The organism is Pseudomonas sp. BS3782 TE3695, assembly GCF_050435305.1.
Taxonomy (GTDB): domain Bacteria; phylum Pseudomonadota; class Gammaproteobacteria; order Pseudomonadales; family Pseudomonadaceae; genus Aquipseudomonas.
On the sequence record NZ_JBNDKB010000001.1, the window covers coordinates 2,042,592 to 2,066,402 of the forward strand.

Genomic DNA, 23,811 nt, shown 5'->3' on the forward strand with positions numbered 1-23,811 from the left:
CCGCTTTCGCGAGCAAGCCCGCTCCCACAGGTTTTGTGCCGTTAGTTAGAACGATGACTGGATCTTGATCCCGCCAATCAGCGCGTCATCGACCTTGTCCACGCCACCGGGATGGCGGATGTATTGCAGGTTCGGGCGCACGGTCAGCCAGTTCGTGACGTGCACGCCGTAATAGAGCTCGGCGCTGTACTCGGTGTCTTGCGGCGGCAGGAACGACGGGTCGTCGTAGTCGAAGACGGCGCGGGCCTGATTGGTGGCCTCCGCGTTCTTGCGGTAGGCCGGGTTGACGTGGACACGGGCCAGGGCAAAACCGATGTCGTCCTTGGCGCGGGCATCGAACAAGCCTTTGTAGACGACGCCAGCCTGGACATAGTTATCGATGGCGTTGGTCTTTTTGTCGTGCATCGTGCCGTTGGCGAACACGCTCAAGCCCCGTGAATGGTCACTGGCGCGGCTGGTCAGCTGCTGCTGAATACCGAGCCACACACCGTGCTTGCTCGATGCGCTGCGATAAGCCTCGCCAGTCAGGGCTGCCGGCTGGCCATTGCTGTCCTTGTAGACATCGGTGGCCTTGGCATTGCTGTAGTAATAACCGGCACGGTATTCACCCGGCAGGCCATTGAATTTCGGAGTCCAGACCAGTTCCACCGGCAGAATCGCGCCCTGCGTGCCGCTGCCGCTGAGTTTGAAGCCGTTGTCGCGATCCAGGTTGGACGGGTTTTGCTCGTAAACCCCGACCTGCGTGTACAACTGCGGCGTCAGGTGATATTTGATGCGCATCGCCCACTGGCTGACCGGCCAGTTGTACCAGATGTCCCCGGCCCAGTTACCGACCTGGGAGCCACAGAACGCCAGATTCTGGAAGTCGCAGGGAAAGCTGTTGAAGTCTTCGCCCTCGCCGAAGCGGCCGACTTTGATATCGAGCTTCTGATCGAAGAATTTCTGCTGATACCACATCTGTGTCAGGCGCCAGGTCTGGCCGCGGCCCCAGACTTCCTGAGCCGAGGTGAAACCGCCGACCCGCGGATCGTTGATCCGGTCGTTGCTGATGTTGTTGCCGTTGCGCTCGGTGATGGTCAGCTGAAATTCAGCGTCGTCCCAGCCCAAAATTTTCTGCAAGTCCAGATGAGTGCCAAAGCCGAACTGGTCGCTGTAGCGAGCGGTGCGGTCATGGTCATAACCGCCGTGAAGGTTGCTGCCCATTTCACCGGTGTAATCAACCTTGAAGTCGTAGCCCTTTTCCGAAAGTTCGGTACGCGTGCCGTTCCAGTCACCGAGCATCCACGGCGAATCGCTATCGAAAGCCGGGGCGGCCTGGGTACAGGTGGCGAGGCCCAATGCGGCGAATCCGCCCATCAGGTTGAGGGCTTTTCGACTGGCCACAGGGAGTGAGACAGCGCTGTCTTGCGGGGTTTGAAAATCAGGCATGAGAAGGAAATTCTTGGTCTTTTTCTAAAAGGGGTGAACTGAATGAAGCAGGGGAGAAGCGTTTCAGCTGGACGGGCGTAAGGATAATGTTCTGTTACACATAGAGAAAGGGGTTTTACTGACATGGATCATTTCGGATTTGGTAATAGTCCATTGAACAAAGCAAAATCAAAAGATCGCAGCCTTCGGCAGCTCCTACGCGCCTGTGGGCGCTGCCGAAGGCTGCGATCTTTTCAGGTTCACCTACATTTATCAGATAACACATTGAGCTCTTCCACCCGACCAGCCCCTCGGCTAAGGTGCGCGGCTTCCAATTCCCACTTCGCTCGAAGGCCCGGCATGACCGAACAGAACACCAACCCGCTGCACGGGGTGACGCTGGAACAGATCCTCAACGCCCTGGTTGAACACTACGAATGGTCGGGGCTGGCCGAGCGCATCGATATCCGCTGCTTCAAGAGTGACCCGAGCATCAAGTCGAGCCTGACGTTCCTGCGCAAAACCCCGTGGGCGCGGGAGAAAGTCGAACGCTTGTACGTGAAGCTGATGCGCACCAAGCGACCGCTCTGAACATGGTCAAACCCTCGGCGCCAGGTGCTGCCGCGAGGCGTCGTTGTGTTGCCGTGGCGGCGATTCTGGGCTGGGCGGGTTTGAGCATTCAGCTGTACCTGATTCTTTATTTGCGCTGGAGTGTTGCGGCCAGTCTGCTCGGTGGTCTGGTGAGTTTTTTCAGTTTTTTCACCGTGCTGACTAACACGCTGGTGGCGGTGGTGCTGACCTGTGAACTGACGTCCCGAGAATCGGCGACGCGGCGCTGGTTTTTGCAGCCCTGGGTGAGCAGCGGGATTGCGGTGAGCATCGCCGTGGTCGGTGTGGCGTACAGCCTGTTGTTGCGCCACTTGTGGCATCCGGAAGGCTGGCAATGGCTGGCCGATGAGCTGATGCATAACGTCATGCCGCTGCTGTTTCTGGTTTATTGGTGGTTCTGTGTGCCCAAAGGTACGTTGCGCCTGGGGCACATTGCGCTGTGGGTGATCTATCCGCTGATGTATTTCGGCTATGCGTTATGGCGCGGGCATCTGTTGGCGGTTTATCCGTATCCGTTCATTGATGTCGACAAACTGGGCTATCCACAGGTGTTTGTGAATGCCGGGGGATTGTTGGCGGGGTTTGTGCTGATTGCGTTGTTGGTGGTTGGACTGGATCGTCGTCTTCATCGTTAGTTGGAGTTCGTTGGATAAAGATCAAAAGATCGCAGCCTTCGGCAGCTCCTACATATGAATCGTGCACCCCCGTAAATCGTCGGGCGAACACAAATCCTGTAGGAGCTGCCGAAGGCTGCGATCTTTTACGATTTATTCTTCGTCGCTGTCATCCAGCCGCCAGTAGCCGACCGCTTTGACGAATTGCTCGTTCAGGCAATGCTCATCGAGCAATACCCGGCGAATCTGCCGCGACAGCTTCGACTCCGTCGCCACCCACGCATACAGATTGCCATCGGGCACCTCGATCTGTTGCACAGTGGTCAGCAGGTTGTTCCTGCCTCCTTCACGCAATACCCAGATCACATCGACCTGGGCAGCGCTTTCCAGGCGTTGTTGTTCGGCGCCGTTTTCCACTTCCACGATCACCAGCGCATGCCGATTGGCAGCCAGGCCTTCGAGCCGACGGGCGATGGCGGGCAGGGCGGTTTCGTCGCCGATCAGCAGATAGCTGTCGAAGATGTCCGGCACGATCATCGAACCCCGTGGCCCTGCGATGTGCAGGAATTGGCCAGGTTTGGCCTGCTCGGCCCAGGTCGAGGCAGGGCCATCGCCGTGCAGCACGAAGTCGATGTCCAGCTCCAGGGTGTTCAGGTCGTAGCGGCGTGGCGTGTAGTCACGCATCGCGGGCATTGGCCCGTTGTCTTTGCCGGCACCGAGGACCAGGTTTTCCAGAGCCGCCTGTTCTGCCGCGTTTTGGGGAAACAGCAGTTTTACATGGTCGTCCGTTCCGAGGCTGACGAAGCCCGCCAGCTCAGGACCACCTAGCGTAATCCTGCGCATACGCGGGGTCAGGTCGACCACTCGCACCACTTCCAGGCGACGGCGTTTGAGCTCATGCATGACGCGGTGAATGGAGGGCGATTGCAGGATCATGTCGCTCATTCCGTTTTCTCCTGAACAGGTTGAACAGCAGGGCCATCGACGATGGCCTTGGCGGTGTTGTTGAGCAGATCGCGCACCCGCAGGATTTCTTCCGGGCTCCAGCGGCCGTGGTGCATTTGCAAGGCATGGCGCAGGTTGTGCACCGCCTCGTGAATTTCGGCGGGGCGGTCATGGCCGCGCAACGAACGCTTGCTGACTTCGATGCGCATGCGCACGCCGTCCAGGGCAATCGCTTGTTCACTTAAAGACAGACGTCCGGCGTCGGTGATGCTGTAGCGTTTTTTTCCGCCTTCGGCATCGCCCAGGATCATTTCGCTTTCTTCAAGGAAGGTCAGGGTCGGGTAGATCACGCCGGGGCTGGGGCTGTAAGCGCCGTCGAACATGCTTTCGATCTGGCGGATAAGGTCATAGCCATGGCACGGCTGCTCGGCGATCAGCGCCAACAGCAATAGTTTCAGATCACCGGGGGCGAATACCCGGGGGCCGCGCCCACCACGTTCGCGGCCAGGACCGGGGCGTTTTTCGAAGCCGTCACGGCTGTCACCGTGTTCGCGATGGGGGGAATGATGGTCTCTCATTTCTGCTTTCTCTCGTCGTGTTTAGATACAACTTAAGATATATCTTGAGAGGTTCGCAAGGTCCCCCGACCAACGGCTGTTCACAACGCAGAGCGCGGCCGTCACTGAAAATGGCGTTTTCGGCGCTTCAAAATCGGATTTTAAAACGGGCGAACAAGTTGAAATTAGTGTTAACTCTCTAAAGTGACGATTCACACCTTAATTCATTAGCTTTGTAATATCCCTCCTACGGAAATGATAGTGCCATTGTCGACCTTTATTGCCAGTGTATTGGCTTTATGTAGTCTTGTTCTGACAGTCGAACAGCGACTTTATCAATATTTGAGTATTTTTCTTTCCACAGTCGCGGCACTTTGCCTACGCACTTTGAGGAACTTGCCTGCTTACTTTCCAGATCGATTGGCCGATCATTCTTCGGCGTTGGAGGTTGAGGGGAATAGCTAGCTGCTCGTGACTGTTAGCTCTCCTGAAACTTTTAATGACTCGACTCTTTTAAAAGACAGGTACTGAATAATGTTCAAGAAAATCGCGTTTGCTGCTCCTTTGGCTGTTCTGGCACTGAGTTCTTCCATGGCGTTTGCCGTGGAGGAGGCGCGCACGTCCATCAATATTAGTGCCACCATCCCAAGCAAGGTTTTCCACGCTCAGCCGCGGGATCCAAACTTCGGTAAAGATGAGAAAATGGCTTACGTCTTGGGGGCTGGTACATTGACCCCTTTGCGTGCCACCTATGACGTTCAGCACACTAACGGGTCAGTCGGCGCCTATGTTGAAGGCGGTCCGCAGCCTCTGTCCAATGGCAATAGTACAATCGAGCTAACTTATACCTTCAATGGGCAAACCCTGACGGGTGTTTCGCAAGAAGTGGTAGGAGACACTGAGTCTAATGGTGGCATGCAGGCGGATCTGGTGATCGCAGCGGCCAAACCGGCCGACGGTCAGCATGGCCTGTTTACCGCCACGCCAGTAGTGATCTTTGACGCCATTCCTAGAATTACTCAGTAATACTGATTATTAACTAAGGCTGGTCCTTTTTTTGATAATACTTACCGATCGGCAGGCAACCTTTTCCTGTCGATCGGGTTCAGCTTGTTTATATTTAGAGTGTTTCGTTCATGTTTCCGATGATTCCCATCGCGACGGCGCTTGCCTTTTTTTTCTGTGCGAACGCTGTGGCCGCGCCAACGGAAAACGGTCATACACCTCGAAGCCTTCTGGCTCAGGCCAAAGGTTTACCAGCGGAGTTTGAAGAGCATTTTTTTGATGTGCCGTTAGCAGTGCGAGTGGAACTTGACCAACAGTTTCTCGGTGAGGCGATGGTGGTTCTAACTCGCGACGATCGCATTACCCTTGTTGAATTTACCGATGTCAGCGACAGCACGATCAAGTCCAGTGAGCGCGACACCTGGTCGAATTATATGAACCAAGGTGTGGCTCTCGGCGCATGCCAAGGCAAATGCCCGGAACAGTTACTAGCGGTGCACTACAGCCTTGAAAACTCATTGGTTTCTATCCTCACGGAAAATGCCGAGCGCGATGACCAAGTGCAGCGTTATTACAACCTGCCAGAAGGCGGTAGCACCGGCCTGATCGTGCGTAACCAGTTGAACCTCAACGGCGGCCAGAATCAGGACCTGGGCGGGCGCTATGGTCTAGAGGCCAGCAGCAGCCTCGGCAACTGGACCCAGGCGGTCAATATGCAGTTGTCTCGACTGGGTGGCATGGATAATCAGCTCTATCACGCCGTGCATGAGCTTTACACCCAGCGCGAGCTGGAAGGAAATTTTCTTCGTCTAGGCTATTTCACGCCTTCTTCCGAAGGGCTGACGCGACAGCCGCGCACGTTTGGCGCAAGTCCCGACACAGCTTTAGGCGTCATGTATGGTAGCTCCGACAGCCTAGCTATCAGTAACCCGAAACCAGCCGTTTACCCGATCTACGTCACGGCAAATCGGCAAGGCTCGGTGGAGATCTATCGCGACGGTTTGCTGATCAATACCCAGGCGGTCCCTGCCGGTTTACAGACACTCGATACAAGGCCATTACCGGGCGGGATCTACGAAGTGGAAGTACGCTTGATCGAAGACGGTCAAATCACCTCCAGTACCCAGGAGCTGGTCTACAAGCCGAACAACTGGCGCAACCACGACGAGCGCTGGCGCTACAACCTTTTTGCCGGCCGTGAATCCAAACTGCTCAGTAATTGGGAAGAGCAGGGCGATGGCGATATGACCGCCGGCGCGGCGTTCAACTTCCTGCTGCATCCGCGAGTAATTCTCGGCCTGACCGGCCGGCAGGTACGAGACAGCCTGCAATACGGCACATCCATCGATTGGGCCATCGTTAACAACGCCAGTTTCTATACCAACGTCTATCAGACCGAAGACTACGGCACCGGCCTTGATGTGCAGGGGCTGTATTCCTATGGAAATGGCAGCATCGTCGCCAGCCACAACCGCAGCTGGCTCGACACTACTCGACTCTACGACACCTTGCCCGATGGCACCCGAGTGCGTCAGCGCAATGTGTTTGTTGGCCAGACCAGCAACTCGTCGTTGTCGCTCAATCATCGGCTTACCAGTAAAAGTTCGGTCAATGCCCGGGTGTCTCATAGTGAGGGCAACACCGAAGGCGTGGGTGTGGATCTGGGATGGACTCAGCGCACCCAACTGTTCGGCAGTGACGCCAACTGGCGACTGTCGTTGTTCGATCGACCGGGCAGTTTCAGTTCGGGAGACAGTCGCAATCGCGGGATCGATCTGAGCGTGAACATCGCGCTTGGCGGCCCGGGCGAACAGATCTCCGGCACCATCGGAACGCGCACCGCCCGTGAGGGGGGGCGCGATAACAACGCTTCGATCACCTACCGCAAAGACCTGCAGGATCACTTGCTGCAAAGTGTATCGGCCACGGCGATCACCGACACCTACGGAGTCGGATTGAACGCAATGGCAGCCATGTCCTCGGACTGGGTCAATGGCGATGGTTTTATCCAGCGTTCGTCCTTCAACAATGACATCACCGGCGGCCTGAACCTAGACAGCACCGTGGCCGTTGGGAGACAAAAAATGGTCATGACCAGCCAGTATCACCGCAACGGCGCCGGCATGATCATTGATGTGGAATCGGACATCGATGACGTCGTCCTGCGTGCCGACGATTTGAGTGGCGGCAGTGCGGTTCTTCGGCCAGGGCGCAACTTTGTGCCGATTACGGCTTACAAAAGCAGCTCCGTGAGTTTCGATTTCGAGGGCAATCATGTGCCCGCCGCAACCATCCAGCCGGCCCGTTCCAGTTATCACCTGAACAAGGGCGGTGTGGAATATCGACAGGTCCGCGTGATGAAAACACTCACTGTGCTGGGGCGTCTTATCGACCCTCAGGGCAATCCGCTCAAGGGGCACCACATCATCAACCACGCCAGCCGTGGCGTGAGCGAAGTGGATGGGTTCTTCTCGATGGAAATGAACGCCGGTTCACCGACGCTAGAAGTGCGCCACGGTAATCAACTGCTGTGTCAGTTCCGCCTGGACCCGAGCCGCGGGCGCACAGAAAACAATGTATTGATGATCGGCGATTTACGGTGCACGCCCGATACGTTGGCGGACGCGAATTTTATGGCTCGGTCGGCAGGTTGATGACCTGGTTTGAACGTAATTGATCTTCGAGGTTACAAATTATGAAACGCCTGATGGCAGTGTTTGGTTTTTGCTTTTTTACCACGTCGGCTAATGCCGCCCCGAGCATCAATATAGGTACCGTTTATGACTATCTGGACGGGGACAAAAGTACTTATTTGAAGCGTGTGTTCAACGGTGGCGACAGCACCGCATTCGTCAAGGTCAACATCCTCGAAATCCTCTATGACGCCGATGGCACTTCGCGGGAAGTGCCGCTCAAGACTCAGGCCGACGCCAGCGCCCGGGATGGTTTGATGGCCAGCCCGGCGCGCCTGATTGTGCCGGCCAATGGCATGCAAGGCACTCGTTTGCTGTACATGGGTGAGCGTGACAGGGAGCGTTATTTTCGGGTGCGATTCGTACCGGTAGTGCCCGAGAAAGAAGATGAGTTTGTGGTTTCCAGCCAAGAGCGTGAGGAATACAAGAAGGCCCTGTCCGCAGGAGTCACCGTATTGGCCGGTTATGGCGCGGTTTTTTTCGTGCGACCCAAGGAGACACGTTTTGACAGCGTGATCGAGAACAGCGCAGGCAACTATCGGATTCGCAACAATGGCAATACCGTGGTGGTAATCGACGAGTTCAAGGACTGTTCAGTGAAAAACGAGCAGGACTGTCAGCCTACCACCAAACATCACATTCTTGCCGGTCGGGCTTTCCAGTTCGAAAAACTGCCCGGTCGTGAATACCGTTTTACGGTTATTGAAGGAACGGCGACCAAAAAGCTGGAAGTGAAGGGATAGCCCCACGTTTTTCTGAACAGGCTGGGTGAGGGTCAGGTTATCCCAATTCGGCCTGTCTTTTTAACGGGAATTGAAATGTAAGGTGATCAGCATGTTTAAAACCTTAATAACTGTCACTTCAATGGTTTTTTTGACGATGGCCAGCGTTTGTGCGTACGCCACTGTAGAGCGCGAGACGTTTGAGGTTTCGGTGACTATCCCGACCCCGGAGTTTTATGTATTGCCAGTGGACCCTGGCTGGATTGGCCGTGAGCAGAAACTGGACTGGAATCTGACCTCGGAGGAGTTAAGCCCGCTTCGCAAACATTTCGATGTCAAAAACACTAACGGTGGAATCGCTGCCCGATTGAGTGCAGAGCCTTACATACATAATGGTAGAGATATGGACAACATCGCGTTGGAGGTCCAGTTCAATCGAATAAAACTCAGTGTGGATAACTCTGAAGTCATTTCGGAACTGGACGGGAAGGCCGGTAAGCGTGTGGAGTTGGTGATTGCCGCACTCAAGCCCGATGACGGTTATAAGCCCGGTGAGTATTTCGGCAGTGTGCATATGATTTTTGAGGCAATCGCACCTTAATGTTGTTTGGCGATAAGTGATGGGGCGTTGCCGTCACGTTGAAATTTCAGGTTAACCGACAATGAATCTATTTTTTTCACTAAAAACAATCGCTGCCGTTTCTGTGGCAGTAGGCCTGCTGGCCGTATTTCATACCCCTGTCGCCAATGCGGTTGCGCAAGAGATCCGGGCAGTTTTTGTGCCTGATCCGGCGAACCCAATGCTCAACAAGTTTGTCAACACAACCCCGGAAAGTGGTGTGTGCCCGAACCATATGGCACCTCGCTGCAAGAGTCTGGGTATATTTAGCCTGCGCGTACCTGGCCTGAGGTTTAATTCAATACAACCTATTCCCGCCGAACATACAGATCCACGACAGGGTGCGACCTTCAATGTGCCTTCGAACTGGCGGGATCTGGAAGTTGTTCACACGAGGACAGGTGAACGCGAGATTGTCCAGATGCGGGTCGCAGGCATTGGGGGCGAATGGAAGATGGCGAGGCCACCGGGGGTTAGTGCCTGGGGCAAGCCAGGAATTTACTGGAACAGGCAATGGAGCAACGCGCCGGCTCCCTGTACCAGTACAGGATTGGCATATGCGGGTGTCGCACAATCGTTCTTTTTTTGGATCGTTCCTGAAGGTGCTGGCGCGTGCAGTAGAGCGCCGTCTGTTACAATTCCTTGGTTCAATTTTAGTACGGTTGAATACGCCTACGAACTCAAGACACCCAATCCCTTGGTAATGTCTGCGGGCGAGTACAAGGGCTCACTTACCTACACAGCGGGTCCGGGCATGGATTTCGACATGGGTAATGTACTGATCCCTAATGACAATGCGATCACCCTGAATTTCATCCTTGATGTCATGCATTCGCTCAAGGTTGAAATCCCGCCGGGTGGCAACAGAATCGAGCTTTTGCCTCAGGGCGGATGGCAGGCTTGGCTGCATCAAGGGCGTAAGCCTTCAAGGCTGTTCAGGGATCAAACGTTCAACATCTCAGCATCTTCACGATTCAAGATGCGCTTGGAGTGTGGCCTGGAGGCAGGTAACACGTGCGCGTTGAAAAACGCCGACAACCACCAAGTGCCAATGGATATCCTGGTCAGTTTACCCACTGGTTTGACTGACGATACCGGAAGAGCGGTGCACCGCTTGCCGCTACGTTTGGACGGCGTCAGCACCGAGAAATTCTTGCCCGGATATTATGTGGACCGCAAACCTGGGACCTTGCATTTCGAAGTGCAAAAAGCTGATGTTGAGGAAATGTTGCAGTACGGCGGCAGTACCTATTCAGGTACTGCCACGGTGATCTGGGATTCGGAAGTTGGTTGAATAGATTCGCCTCTGAAAGCATCTTGTTGGGATGTTTCTGGGGCGCTTCTAAGTATCGCTCTGTTACACCTCAGCTCTAGTAAGGGCGGCGCGGGTCAAACGTCTCGATAAGTATTTTTCGTTATCTCCCAGGTCAATGAGTATGCGATTGTAAGTTGCCTCGCTGATCGGCTCGTCGGCAAAAACTACGTTCTCCAAAATAGGTACGTCGGTCATGAGTTCCTTGAGCCTGTTTCGCAGGTCGCTGCGTTGCGCCTCCGTTAATGTTGACGAGTTGACCCATTCGAGTTGAGCGGTTCGCAGGGTCTCGATTTGCTCTGACTTACTAAGATAGAGCTGTTTGTTTTCTTCGAACTGCGAAGGGTACGTTTCACGGAGGAAGCCCTCCCAAAAATCCAGTTCAAGCATTTTGTTGACGAGGCCATCCCCTTTCTCTAAGGAAAGAACCGTGTTGTAGGCGTCGTCGATCATGGCATCGGTGACTCCAGCTACCGGTCTGTGAAGCATGTCTTCAGATTGCCAGGGCAGGCCCAAACGTTTGGCCAAACCAGTCTGATAGGCCAAGTAAACTTCAACTTCGTCTGGGTTACCTGAACGATTGCTCATGTCGGCCCGGGCGATATCATTGACCAGTTCCAAGCGTGCCGAACCTTTGGTGAGTGTCACAAGTTTACTTTCAAGCTCCGCGGGATTCGTGGAGCGGGAATATGCCTCGAAGGCGAGTACTTCGATGCCCATGTTGTTGAACAATTGCGCACCAGCATCGGCACATCTCACCGGGTCCCCCGCCATAACAAACAGTTTTTCTCTCAGCTTAGTATCGATGCAGACAGCATCAAGCATACGCCAGAGGCGCTCTAGTAGTTGTGTCCGTGCTTCACCGCCAGTCTGATAATCGGCGAAGTGCCGCGCCCCATTTATGAAAGACATAAAAGGCTCAGCGTTGGGTTCGTGTTTCAGTTCTTCCCAATGTTTAACACGTTCCGCGTCCACTTCGCGAGCACTGGTCCATATAGGTATGCCGGATGGAACGTCGGTTGGAGATTGCGCGCCTATCTCGTTGGGGAGGCCTAATTGCTGACGTATCTCATTAAACATCAGCCGGTTGATAGTCGATAAATTTTCGATATCGAGGCGTGTTCGGGCTACTGTCCATGCTTCTGTCGATCCAGGAATCACATGAGGTAACTGATTGATCGGATTGCCCCGCATATCCAAAACAAAATCCAAAGTCCTGTTTCTTGCAAAGATTCCTATGGGGAAATCAGTGAGGCCGGTGTTCCTCAGCCCGAGGAGTTTTAGCCTGGGCATGCGCGCAATATCGGGCCGTAGGAGTAGAGGATTGTTGTCTAGCTCAATTGTTTCCAGATAGGTCAGATTACTCAGTTTCTCGACAGAGCGATGGCTCAAGGTAATCGAGTTATCACCCAAGCGCAGACGCTCAAGGTAATGCATAGCGCCGATATCCATTGGCAGCCCCCTCAGCTCGCAGCGCTTGGCGCTGAGTTCCCGAAGATTTGGAAAGTTATACAACAGCGTGTATTGCTCGGGTGAAAATCTTGTGTTGTCGAGTTTAAGGACCGTGACTTTGTTGAGATATTTTTTTAGCGCCGGACGCTTTGACCACCAAGTTTCCAAATCTAGCGGTAGCAACTCTCTGGAGAGATCGAGCGAGTAGGATGACGGATCAGTGCGGCTGCCGAGCTCAGTGTTTTTTCGCTCAAAACAATCAATAAGTCGTTCGACGATGTGACGTCCCCCACCACTTAGAAATCCAGTGTTATCCGAAATCGGGCTATAGGGTTGCTGACGCTCCCAGCGATCGAGTATCCCTCGTAACTCAGCGAGATCTGTTTCTTGCTCGCCTATTGCGTTAAGCGGTTCACCTCTGGCGCTCAAAGCATTAGCAAACGCCTCAACCTCAGCCTCGCTAAAGTGCGGATGAAGATCCTGAATGCGTTCGTGCAGAGTTTTTCCTTCCTTGCTGAGTCCACCGCCACGAACCAACAGCATCGTTTCATGCTCGGCAACCGGGCGTATGGGCGGGCTGGCGAGGAGGGTCCTGCGCTCGCTGGGTGGTGCTGACTTCGCAATGACCCATTGCCTGAAAAACTCGGCATCGCCTGGTTTGTACCCCAATGCTTTCCTTCCTTCCTTGCCCATGGCATGCAGCAGGACCTCAAAAAAAGCATCAGTTTCATGGACAGGTTGATCCGAAGCATCACGGACCTGATATTTCCCCGAGTCGTCTCGAATCAATACCCGAACCTGCGTTGCGCTATCGGGCCCGGCACTGCAACGCAGCTCGCCGTCGAACGTACCCTGACGGATTTCAATACGCAGGTCGCCAAACATATCGGTATGGAGCTGCAACGCCCCCAGTGCCAGGCGTTCGGTTTTGATATTGCTCAATGCGTCGTGGTATAGGCCTTGGGCGGCGCGGACCGATTGCGTTTCGAAATCAAGCTCTCTGGCCTGGGTCTTGAGGCGCAAAGGAAGCTTAAGATTCTGCTTCATCTGTTGATGCTCCGAAGGTGTTGCGCCCGCCATGATGTTTTCCACGACACGGGCAGGCAGCTCGGGGAAGTCACTGAACAGCAAGATGATTTCGGGGGACAACGCGACTGTGGTGCTGTCGGCAGCACCAAGACGTTGCAGGGTATCGGTCAGCAGTGGCGGCGGTGGAGTGTTTTCGACATGCATCCTGCGCAGCAGGCCTTCATCAGTACCGCTGATCCGGCGGATCTGTTCCAGTTGTTCGTCGTTGAAAGTGTCGGTGGCGTGACCGATACGCCTCATCAATGTCGAGCCTTCCCACTCGCGCGGGTTTTCCGTTTCGCTGACCCACGCACCCTGGCCGTTGTGCCGCAAGGTCGGTGCATAGGCGTCGTCGCGTCGCGGATGCTGGATGCGGTGTTGCCCGGTGAGCGGGTCCTCCCGGATTTCGAAGTGCCTATCGTCCAACCGCAGAATACGTTGATCCTGATGCTGGTAAATGCCCAGTTCATTGGGCCGGGCGTTCGCCGGTAGGACCAGATCAGGCTGCTGATAGGGGGATAGGTCAGGATTCCATAACCGCGTCTGCCCATCAGGCAACTGCACTGGTTTCAGGCTCTCGAAAAATGGTGAGAGCTTCGCTCGTGCGACATTGCCGAGCGTGCCCGCCGCCGCGAAGGTACCCAGTTGTACGACGCTTTCCAGCACGCCGAGGGTCTGCTCGCCTGCTTCGGCCAGCCTTCCTTCGGCCAGGTCGACCAGGCCCTCGACCACCTCATCGGTCAGTTGATACGCGGTGTAGGCCAGCATCAGCTCGCCCAGACCGGGAACAAACGGCGTCGCCACCAGCAGTGCGATGTTGAGAACATCTGAAAGCATTTTCTCCAGATTGTCCCACCATGCCCAGCGAGCCATGCGATCGGCGTATTCGGTGGAAATCGCGATTTCCCGTGCATCGTTGAGAATCTTGTTCAGTTTCTGCCGGTAGAAGTAGCCCCATAGATCGCCGGTGAAGCGGTTCTGGCGATCATCCTGGATTTTCAACACGCTGAACTGAAGGTTCGGATTATCCACAGGGGTGTCGCGCCAACTGGGCAAGCCGGAACCCGGCGGAGCTGGCTGCCATTTCACTTTGCTCAGTCGATCATTCAACCCGGCAAAAAAATGCCCTCGTTGCTGATGGGCGACGAACTGGCTGAAAAACTGCTGATAGTTTCCGCCTGGAGGCGTGCCACGCAGCTGACGGGTCAGCTCTGCCATGAACTCGAGCGACGACGGGTATTCCTTGAGAGGGTGTTCCGGGTCATGGGGCACGTACGCAATCACGGGGACAGGGGGGGTGGCGGTAGATAGATCCGCTGCGATCAGAACAATGCCGGTCAGCGCAACATCCATCATCGACAGGTTGTAGTAGCTGACCGGTTGACCGTTCCATTTCAGATTTGCACGGTCATCGAGCATCCCTTGCACAACGTTATAGGCGTGTTGCCCGATATCTTTCTTCATCAGGGCCATTCGCGCGGCGACATTCAGCGCGCTTTTCTGGCTGAGAATGACTTTGTGGCGCAAGACATTGCTGGCTACTCGATTGGGCGACAGTAAAAACGCGTTCAGGTGTTGTTCGTATCGAGCGCCGATGTCCAGGTCGCGACACAGTGACTTGAACTGATCGATGCTCATTTTGTGCTTGAGGCGTTTGATTGCGAAATGACCCCGAGTATCGGGCCGGGTGATGAACTCGGAGTCTGCGGTGAATGTTTCACTGTTCGAAAAGTTATGCAGTGCGGCATCAAGCAAGGAAACGGTTCGGCTTTGCATTCCGGAGGCAAAGTCATGCACCCACCACGAGGTTTTCGCCGGTGCATACAGTCGCAGCCAAGTCTGCTCGACATCGTCGTCTATGCCGAAACGGTCTTTCAGCGCCTGTTGCAGCATGGGTTTGGCAAAGGCGTAGACATCTTGCAGGTTGCTCAGGGCCTGATCCACGCTGTTTTGCGCGTTCCAGTTGAGTTTGAGTTCATTGTTCAAGTTGCGGTGTGCGGCGGCAGAAGCGTCCTTGTGCCAGTGCGGAATCGTCAGCCCGACGGATTTCAACGCCTCGATTCGTGACGCTGAAGCGTTCAGCAGCCAGGCAGGGATGGCTTTCTTGACCAACTCGTAGTGGATGCTTTTATCGGGTAGAGCGCTTGGGGTCTGATCTGGCCGTTGACTTGCCAGGTTTGAATTGGGCATTGCTTGATCGTCCATTGATCAATAGTGGAGCGACCAGACTAGGTAAGCAGCTTGCGCAAAAAAAGCTCAAATATACGTTTGTAATGACGCCGGATTCGACTCGAACCTCTCAAAATTGAAGAGTGAAAAATAGATAGATACCGCCACGCCGGATAGTTCTGTTGATCCAGCTTAGCGTCCCGCCGTTGTCACCGTTCCCTGGCACAACGTCTGGGTGCCCGGTTGCAGATAAGGCGACAGGATCGGCGCCATGCCCTTGAGCACCTGCGCGGGCAACGCCGAGGTGAATTTGAAATTCTCCGCCGAGCGACCGGGGACATAGGCGGTGAGGGTGCCGAAATGCTTGTCGCCGATAAAGAACACGAACGTTGCCGTGCGGTTGATCGATTTGGAACTGAGAATCCGCCCGCCGGAACCGATGGCTTCAATGCGGTTGTCGCCGGTACCGGTCTTGCCGCCCATGGGCAAGGGGCTGCCATCGGCCAGTTTGAAGCTGCCGGCCAGGCGCTTGGCGGTACCAGCGTCCACCACTTGTGAGAGGGCTTCGCGCATCGCGGCGGCGACTTCCGAAGGCATCACTCGTTTGCCGACCATCGGATTGTTGATCAGGCGGGTTTCATAAGGCGTATCTGCCGCGAAGTGCAGGCTGTCGATCCGCAATGTCGGCATCCGCACACCATCGTTGAGAATGGTGCCGATCAACTCGGCCAAGGCAGCGGGGCGATCGCCCGAGCTGCCGATAGCGGTGGCCAGCGATGGCACCAGGTGATCGAACGGATAGCCGACTTTCTGCCAGCGCTGGTGAATGTCGAGGAACGCTTCGATCTCCAGCATGGTGCGGATGCGGCTGTCACGGGCGCCCTTATGACGGCTTTTGAACAGCCAGCTGTAGACCTCCTGGCGTTCGAACTGGCTGGCTTTGACGATCTGGCTGAACTTGGCGTCGGGGTTATTCAGCAAGTAGCCGATCAGCCACAGATCCAGCGGGTGAACCTTGGCGATGAAGCCTTGATCCGGCAGGTCATAGCTGCCAGGGCCATAACTCAGGTAGAGGCGTTCGAGGCGTTCATCGGTCAGCTTTTCTGTGAGCTTGGCGCCTTTGAGGTGCGAGCGTACGAAGGTGTTGAAGTCTTCCTGGTCGGCCTGGGGGAATAGATAACGATGCACGGCGGCCATGCGAATCGGCGTCGGACGCATGCCATGCAGAAAGGTCTCGAGCCGCGCCTGGGTGTCCTTGTTGCGGTATTTCTTCCAGAACTTCAGCAGGAATGAAGTGCCTTCTCTGTCGGCGAATGAGGCCAGGTATTCCTGACGCCTCGGGTCGCGGTCGTCCTTGAGCAATTCGGCGCTGCTGTTGGGGCCCGAGTAAGTGCTGTAGCGCACCAGGTCACGCATCAGCCGAATGAACGGCAGGTTGATCGATTCGCGCAGCGCATCGCGCAGGGTCGGCAGGCGGCCGTTGTCTTCCTTGCGAAAGTTAACGAACGTGTGCAGTCCACCGCCGGTGAAAAAGGCCTCGCCAGGGCTGGCGGAATATTTGCGATCCAGCGCGGCGCCGAGCATTTTCGGTAGGCTGCGGTCGGTGTTCTGAATCATATAATCGACGGCCCAGCGGGACAGGCGATCCTGGTCGGCGACTTCGGTTTTTTTCAGTTCGGCGACGCTCATGCTGGCGTAGCGATCGTGCAGTTCGGCCATGATCTGCAGGTAGGTGGTGAGCACGCGCATTTTTGCGGTGGAGCCCAGTTCCAGTTTGCTGCCTTCATTGATGTCGAATGGCTGGTCGGTGCTGTCGGTTTGCACCCGCACGCGCGAACCGTCCGGGGTCAGTTCGAACAGGGTGAAGCTGTAGCGCACCTGCGCGGTGTTGGTGGGGGTGAGCAGGCGTTCGCCGATCAGGCCGATTTCCGCTGCATAAGCTGGATCGGCTAGATGCTTGAGGTACGCGGTGGCCTGGGTTTGCAGTTCGCCTTGCAAGGTGCTGGTGGCGGACAGGTCGAGGCGGTCGAGATCATACAGCGGACGATTGAGCAAACCAGCCAGGCGGCTGCGCGCCACACTGATGCCTTTGTTGGTCTCGATAGGCTGAATGGTGGGTTGGGTGGCCCAGTCGCGGTAAATCACTTTACTGGCCAATGCCGCCGTGGCGAGTGGCGCATCGATCACGCCGTTTTGCGACAGCAGGCGAATATGGCTGTCGGTGAGGCTGGCCAATTCATCACGGCCCTTGGTCAAGTAATGGGAAGGGCGGCGCTGAGCAATCATCAGTGACAGCATTTCCCGCAGGGCCAGGCCTTTTTCCGACAGGCTTTGCGGGTCGGTGTCGGTGCTGGCCAACCGTTCGTTGGCCTTGTTGAAGTCGGCGCCGTACCAGACACGCAAACCTTCAGCCATGCCATGCACTTCACCGTGGCCCGGTACCGCCGACAGAGGAACGCTGTTGAGGTAGTCGCGAATCACGTTTTGTCGCGCCTGAAGGGTTTCCGGCCCCGCCTGATAGGCGCGCACGCTGGCGGAAATCATCTGGCGGATTTTTTCCGCGCCCGACACCGTCAAGCCATCGGGCGAATGCCGATACTTCTCAAGTTGCGTGGCCAGCGTACTGCCGCCCGCCGACTGACCGGGCAGGCCCAACAGTTTGGCCACTTGGGACCACGCCGCCTTGCCGAACCGCGGCCAGTCCACGGCGGGGTTGGCCTGAGGCTGGCGGGGATCGAGCAAAAACCGATTCTCGATAAACAGCAAGCTGCTGACCACGACCGGCGGGATCGCGGCAAAGCTTGAATAGAGTTGCTGCGGGTACTTGAACTGGTACAGCGGGGCCGCGCGGCAATCGGTGATCGACAGCCCGGCCTGGATTTTTTCGGCATAGGGCACAAAAAAACCCTTCTCGGTGTAGTCCATCAGCGCTGGGGAAAAGCGGGTTTGTGCTGCTATTACGTAATCACGCTTGAGCAGGCGCGGTAGAAACTCGTCCATGGCGCTGTAACCCAAACGCTGATCGAACGGGCCTGCGCCAGGGTAACGAATCGCATCGCTGGGCCCGGGTTTCAGCTCATACTTCAGCGAGGCGGCGTATTGACTGATTTCCCGGGCCTGAAACTTGGAGGTGCGCATTTCCTTGGCCGCGGCGAGGCCCAGGACAATCAGGATAATCAGCAACAGCAACCAGAAAGCCCCCCAGCCGTGCCGGGAGCGACGGGGTTTCTCAGGTAAAGGCGCTTCATCCACTCGTTCAGTCGGAACCACGGTTTTACTCGAATCGGTTTGCCACAAAGCGCCCATAGTCGACTGATCCATTCACGCAGATTGATCGGACTTGCTTGAAGCTTAGACGGTGGTTGGCGTTGGTGAGGAAATTGTGAACAACCAGATATCGAGTTCCCGCTATTCCTTGTGGCTTGTGACCTGTGTGACTTGTGACTTGTGATTTGTGACCTGTGGCGAGGGAGCTTGCTCCCGCTGGGCAGCGAAGCAGCCCCTTGTCTTGGCATCGCGCTTTGTCTGATCAATATCGTTCGCCGGTTTTACGACTGCTGCGCAGCCGAGCGGGAGCAAGCTCCCTCGCCACAGGTTTCTTCGGGGCGGGGTTCAACGTCAGCAGGCATGCAGAAGGTAATCGCCATCCAATTGGAAACAGAGCTTTCGTGGCGAGGGAGCTTGCTCCCGCTGGGCAGCGAAGCAGCCCCTTATCTTGGCATCGCGCTTTGTCTGATCAATATCGTTCGCCGGTTTTGCGACTGCTGCGCAGCCGAACGGGAGCAAGCTCCCTCGCCACAGGTTTCTTCGGGGCGGGGTTCAACGTCAGCAGGCATGCAGAAGGTAATCGCCATCCAATTGGAAACAGAGCTTTCGTGGCGAGGGAGCTTGCTCCCGCTGGGCAGCGAAGCGGCCCCTTGTCTTTGGCATCGCGGTTTGTCTGATCAATATCGTTCGCCGGTTTTGCGACTGCTGCGCAGCCGAACGGGAGCAAGCTCCCTCGCCACAGGTTTCTTCGGGGCGGGGTTCAACGTCAGCAGGCATGCAGAAGGTAATCGCCATCCAATTGGAAACAGAGCTTTCGTGGCGAGGGAGCTTGCTCCCGCTGGGCAGCGAAGCGGCCCCTTGTCTTTGGCATCGCGGTTTGTCTGATCAATATCGTTCGCCGGTTTTACGACTGCTGCGCAGCCGAGCGGGAGCAAGCTCCCTCGCCACAGGTTTCTTCGGGGCGGGGTTCAACGTCAGCAGGCATGCAGAAGGTAATCGCCATCCAATTGGAAACAGAGCTTTCGTGGCGAGGGAGCTTGCTCCCGCTGGGCAGCGAAGCAGCCCCTTATCTTGGCATCGCGCTTTGTCTGATCAATATCGTTCGCCGGTTTTACGACTGCTGCGCAGCCGAACGGGAGCAAGCTCCCTCGCCACAGGTTTCTTCGGGGCGGGGTTCAACGTCAGCAGGCATGCAGAAGGTAATCGCCATCCAATTGGAAACAGAGCTTTCGTGGCGAGGGAGCTTGCTCCCGCTGGGCAGCGAAGCAGCCCCTTGTCTTGGCATCGCGCTTTGTCTGATCAATATCGTTCGCCGGTTTTACGACTGCTGCGCAGCCGAGCGGGAGCAAGCTCCCTCGCCACAGGTTTCTTCGGGGCGGGGTTCAACGTCAGCAGGCATGCAGAAGGTAATCGCCATCCAATTGGAAACAGAGCTTTCGTGGCGAGGGAGCTTGCTCCCGCTGGGCAGCGAAGCGGCCCCTTGTCTTTGGCATCGCGGTTTGTCTGATCAATATCGTTCGCCGGTTTTGCGACTGCTGCGCAGCCGAACGGGAGCAAGCTCCCTCGCCACAAGGTTCAAAGCCAGCAGGCATCCCACAGCGGGTAATCGCCAATTTTTTCCACTAATCCTGCCCGTAGAGGATTGGCAACAATATAACGAGCAAAAGGCAGAAGCTCTTCGCCATCGCGGATTGCCCGATCGTGATAGCCGGTCTGCCAGAAAGCACCTTCATTGTTTGACGCTTGGTTGATGGTGAGGGTGCTGCGAGATTTGGTGGCTTGCATGAGTTGCGCCAGGGAGTGTTGTTCGAGTTGTACCAACCAATGGAAGTGATCTGGCATGACGACCCAAGCTATGGAGTTGACCCATTTTTGATCGTGGGCCCGCTTGAACTCGGCGACTAACAGGCGCCCCAACCGCCAGTCCGTGAATATTCGGCGGCGTTGATGCACAACCGCGGTGATGAGATAGGCTCGGCCCTGTTCCGAACAGCGTCCATGGCGTAGCAAATGGGAATTGGGATGTGGATGCATTCCTTGCGTCTTTTGTAGTGATCTTCATTTGATCCTAGCTCTCGATTTACCCCGCTGAAGCTGCAACTTCTGACTGAAATTTCCGAGATCCATGAAGGATCCAGGCGCTTTTGTGGCGAGGGAGCTTGCTCCCGCTGGGCTGCGAAGCAGCCCCATCCCTGCAATGGTGATCTGCCAAGTAAACCGGTGTGTTGGGTTTGCGACTGCTGCGCAGCCGAGCGGGAGCAAGCTCCCTCGCCACAGGGGGCGGGGGTATCGTCTGAAATAGCTGAGCCAGACGCATCAAGGCGGTAAATGCTGCCGAAGCAGGGGCATGACGATGCATCATTACCGTGCAATACTCAGCGCCGTTTTCAGTGGCGAATAATCTTACATAAGGCAGGTAATGCCCCTCCATAAACCGCGCTTTTGCCGAGAGTTATGGCTGAATGTTGTGGTTTATAGAGTGAAAAACCCTGCTGGAAGCTTTTTATACTGCATGCCCGCTGATCTTGCAGGTTTTGGTCCTGCAAGACGTGTCTGCCCATGAAGCAGGCCCGGTTTCAACAGGCACTGGCTTATCGGTCGGTGCTCCGACACTCAGTGGTCACATCCAATAACAAGACGAGGTTGTACCTATGCCAGTCGGCAATCACCTGCCTCACGGCGAGACCGCTCAGGGCGGCCCGCTTAAACGCGAACTCGGCGAACGGCATATTCGCTTGATGGCGCTCGGTGCCTGTATCGGCGTCGGCCTGTTCCTGGGTTCGGCCAAGGCCATCGAAATGGCCGGACCGGCCATCATGCTCTCCTACATCATTGGCGGTCTGGCGATCCTGGTGATCATGCGTGCCCTCGGTGAGATGGCCGTGCATAACCCGGTCGCCGGCTCGTTCAGCCGTTACGCTCAAGACTATCTCGGCCCATTGGCGGGTTTTCTGACCGGCTGGAACTACTGGTTCCTGTGGCTGGTGACCTGCGTCGCGGAAATCACCGCGGTGGCGGTGTACATGGGCGTCTGGTTCCCCGACGTGCCGCGCTGGATCTGGGCACTGGCGGCGTTGATCAGCATGGGCTCGATCAACCTGATTGCGGTGAAAGCCTTCGGTGAGTTCGAGTTCTGGTTCGCCCTGATCAAGATCGTCACCATCATTGCGATGGTGGTCGGCGGCATCGGCGTGATCGCATTCGGTTTCGGCAACGACGGTGTGGCGCTAGGGATTTCCAACCTATGGGCTCACGGCGGCTTCATGCCCAATGGCGTGCAAGGCGTGTTGATGTCTCTGCAAATGGTGATGTTCGCCTACCTCGGCGTCGAGATGATCGGCCTGACCGCCGGTGAAGCCAAGAACCCACAGAAGACCATTCCCGATGCGATCGGCTCGGTATTCTGGCGGATTCTGCTGTTCTACGTCGGCGCCTTGTTCGTGATCCTGTCGATCTACCCATGGAACGAAATCGGCACCCAGGGCAGCCCGTTTGTGATGACCTTCGAACGTCTGGGCATCAAGACCGCCGCCGGCATCATCAACTTCGTGGTGATCACCGCCGCGCTGTCGTCCTGCAACGGCGGCATCTTCAGCACCGGGCGCATGCTCTATAGCCTGGCGCAGAACGGCCAGGCTCCGGCCGGTTTTGCCAAGACCTCGAACAACGGCGTGCCGCGTCGTGCGCTGCTTCTGTCGATCGGTGCCTTGCTGCTGGGCGTGTTGCTTAACTATCTGGTGCCAGAGAAAGTCTTCGTCTGGGTCACCGCAATTGCCACCTTCGGCGCGATCTGGACCTGGGCGATGATCCTGCTGGCCCAGCTCAAGTTCCGCCAAGGCTTGAGCGCCAGCGAACGTGCTGGCCTTAAATACCGGATGTGGCTGTACCCGGTCAGTTCTTACCTGGCACTGGCTTTTCTGGTGCTGGTGGTCGGCCTGATGGCGTACTTCCCGGACACTCGCGTGGCGTTGTATGTCGGGCCTGCTTTCCTGGTGCTGCTGACGGTGTTGTTCTACCTGTTCAAGCTGCAACCGACCAATGTGTCGCAAGGTGCGGTGCGTTCGGCTTCATAAGTTGTAACGTCAGAAATACAAAAGCCCCGGTTTGGATGACCGGGGCTTTTGCGCTTTGGAAGATCAAAAGATCGCAGCCTTCGGCAGCTCCTACATTGGGATGGTGTAAACCCTGTAGGAGCTGTCGAGTGCAACGAGGCTGCGATCTTTTGATCTTAAGCTGCCGACACCATCGAGCGATTCAACCGCTTGTTGAAATCCAGCCAGGCCCCCAGCAACACCATCAACCCGACCCCCAACATTGCGCTAAATACCTGCATCGCCAGTGCATTCGCGCCCAAGGCATTGAGCATGTCCGCCAACGGCGCCAGCAACACACCAAGGCAGAACACTTCCAACGAATACCTCCCCATGCGACAGCTTTGCCGCGCCAGCCAGTGCTGCGTCCAGCCCGTGTCCGGCAACCACCTGGCAGTGACGTAGGCGAGGGCGAGGAAATGCAGCAGGCGTGCCGGCGAGAGGTGGGTCTTGCTGATCGGATAGAGCCATTCGCCGAGCCGTTGAGGCATGAAGGCGTCATGCACGGTCGGCCATTTCCACGACACCGCGATCAGCCCGGTCACCATCAGATAGCTCAACGCGGCGATAAAAACCGGTTGCCGGGTCAGCGGTCGAGGTTGCGGCGCCCGAGGCCTTTGCCCGTGAATCGCCGTCGCGCCACCGAGAATAAACAACAGTTGCCAGGCCATCGGATTGAAAAACCACACGCCACCGTCGGTGCCCGCCAGGTTCCACTGAAACCATGGCGCCAGCAGATACACCAGCACCGACAATCCCACCACGTATTCAGGCTTGCGCAACAGCATCGGCAGCACCAGCGGCAGGCCGAGCAGCAACAAAATATACAGCGGCAGCGGGTCCATCAGGTTCGGCTTGAAGCGCAGCAACAGCTCATCCATCAACGCCTGCTGCGGATTGCTGAGGAAGTATTGCAAGCCCATTTCCTGCACCAGATCACGGGTTTCCACGTGGCTGTTGGCAAAAAACACGATGCCCATCAGCAGCGCCAGCAAGAAGATATGCACCACATACAGCACCCAGGCGCGTCGCAGGATTTTTACCGTAGCGACCAGGAAACCGTCGCGCCGGGCGATTTTGCCGTAGGCCAGCACGGCCGCGTACCCGGCCAGGAACACGAAAATCTCTGCCGCATCGCTGAACCCGAAATTACGCACCGTGAACTGCGCGAGCGGGTTCTGTGGCACGTGATCCCAGAAGATGAAGATCAAGGCCAGGCCACGAAAAAAGTCGATTCGGTGATCGCGTTCAAACGTCATGATGGCGGGCTCTTGAACGGGT

15 protein-coding genes are annotated in these 23,811 nt (G+C 56.2%); 8 read left to right on the forward strand and 7 right to left on the reverse strand.

Annotated features, from left to right (window positions below; translation table 11 throughout):
- Positions 1-45: 45 nt before the first annotated feature.
- Positions 46-1,428, reverse strand: coding sequence for a carbohydrate porin (locus tag ABH909_RS09325; RefSeq protein WP_429432487.1), 1,383 nt, complete (start codon positions 1,426-1,428; stop codon positions 46-48).
- 339 nt (positions 1,429-1,767) lie between these two features.
- Here ABH909_RS09325 and ABH909_RS09330 point away from each other — a divergent pair, with 339 nt between their 5' ends.
- On the forward strand, positions 1,768-1,998 hold the full coding sequence (locus ABH909_RS09330; RefSeq protein WP_429432489.1) for a VF530 family DNA-binding protein: 231 nt from the start codon (positions 1,768-1,770) through the stop codon (positions 1,996-1,998).
- A gap of 2 nt (positions 1,999-2,000) precedes the next feature.
- Entirely contained in the window at positions 2,001-2,651 is a 651-nt protein-coding gene (locus ABH909_RS09335; protein ID WP_429432492.1) for a Pr6Pr family membrane protein, read from the forward strand.
- 132 nt (positions 2,652-2,783) lie between these two features.
- Here the strand turns inward: ABH909_RS09335 and ABH909_RS09340 are convergent, their stop codons facing one another.
- Positions 2,784-3,575 carry a siderophore-interacting protein gene (locus tag ABH909_RS09340; RefSeq protein ID WP_429432494.1) on the reverse strand — a complete coding sequence of 264 codons (792 nt, stop codon included), beginning with the start codon at positions 3,573-3,575 and terminating at the stop codon, positions 2,784-2,786.
- Complete coding sequence (locus ABH909_RS09345) at positions 3,572-4,153, reverse strand: PadR family transcriptional regulator (RefSeq protein WP_429432497.1); 582 nt, start codon at positions 4,151-4,153, stop codon at positions 3,572-3,574. Before ABH909_RS09345 ends, ABH909_RS09340 begins: the two co-directional genes overlap by 4 nt.
- 513 nt (positions 4,154-4,666) lie before the next feature.
- Between ABH909_RS09345 and ABH909_RS09350 the strand changes: the two genes are divergently transcribed.
- From ABH909_RS09350 to ABH909_RS09370, 5 genes are all read left to right on the forward strand, one after another.
- Entirely contained in the window at positions 4,667-5,158 is a 492-nt protein-coding gene (locus tag ABH909_RS09350) for a CS1 type fimbrial major subunit (RefSeq protein ID WP_429432500.1), read from the forward strand.
- A gap of 110 nt (positions 5,159-5,268) precedes the next feature.
- Positions 5,269-7,791, forward strand: coding sequence for a TcfC E-set like domain-containing protein (locus ABH909_RS09355; protein WP_429432503.1), 2,523 nt, complete (start codon positions 5,269-5,271; stop codon positions 7,789-7,791).
- Between the two features lie 41 nt (positions 7,792-7,832).
- On the forward strand, positions 7,833-8,573 hold the full coding sequence (locus ABH909_RS09360; protein WP_429432506.1) for a molecular chaperone: 741 nt from the start codon (positions 7,833-7,835) through the stop codon (positions 8,571-8,573).
- A 91-nt stretch (positions 8,574-8,664) separates the two neighbouring features.
- Positions 8,665-9,153 (forward strand): CS1 type fimbrial major subunit, encoded by a 489-nt coding sequence (locus ABH909_RS09365; RefSeq protein ID WP_429432508.1) that lies wholly within the window; start codon positions 8,665-8,667, stop codon positions 9,151-9,153.
- Positions 9,154-9,214: 61 nt separating this feature from the next.
- On the forward strand, positions 9,215-10,465 hold the full coding sequence (locus tag ABH909_RS09370; RefSeq protein ID WP_429432511.1) for a hypothetical protein: 1,251 nt from the start codon (positions 9,215-9,217) through the stop codon (positions 10,463-10,465).
- A gap of 63 nt (positions 10,466-10,528) precedes the next feature.
- Here the strand turns inward: ABH909_RS09370 and ABH909_RS09375 are convergent, their stop codons facing one another.
- From ABH909_RS09375 to ABH909_RS09385, 3 genes are all read right to left on the reverse strand, one after another.
- The gene (locus ABH909_RS09375; RefSeq protein WP_429432514.1) at positions 10,529-15,193 is read right to left on the reverse strand and encodes a dermonecrotic toxin domain-containing protein; all 4,665 of its coding nucleotides are present in this window, start codon (positions 15,191-15,193) and stop codon (positions 10,529-10,531) included.
- A 171-nt stretch (positions 15,194-15,364) separates the two neighbouring features.
- Positions 15,365-18,478: a transglycosylase domain-containing protein gene (locus ABH909_RS09380; RefSeq protein WP_429432517.1), complete on the reverse strand. Its 3,114-nt coding sequence runs from the start codon at positions 18,476-18,478 to the stop codon at positions 15,365-15,367.
- A gap of 1,536 nt (positions 18,479-20,014) precedes the next feature.
- Positions 20,015-20,473 (reverse strand): REP-associated tyrosine transposase, encoded by a 459-nt coding sequence (locus ABH909_RS09385; protein WP_429432520.1) that lies wholly within the window; start codon positions 20,471-20,473, stop codon positions 20,015-20,017.
- Between the two features lie 617 nt (positions 20,474-21,090).
- Between ABH909_RS09385 and ABH909_RS09390 the strand changes: the two genes are divergently transcribed.
- A complete protein-coding gene (locus tag ABH909_RS09390; RefSeq protein ID WP_429432522.1) occupies positions 21,091-22,512 on the forward strand; it encodes an amino acid permease in 1,422 nt (473 codons plus the stop codon).
- 155 nt (positions 22,513-22,667) lie between these two features.
- Here ABH909_RS09390 and ABH909_RS09395 read toward each other — a convergent pair whose 3' ends face one another.
- On the reverse strand, positions 22,668-23,789 hold the full coding sequence (locus ABH909_RS09395) for an OpgC family protein (RefSeq protein WP_429432524.1): 1,122 nt from the start codon (positions 23,787-23,789) through the stop codon (positions 22,668-22,670).
- Between the last annotated feature and the right edge of the window lie 22 nt (positions 23,790-23,811).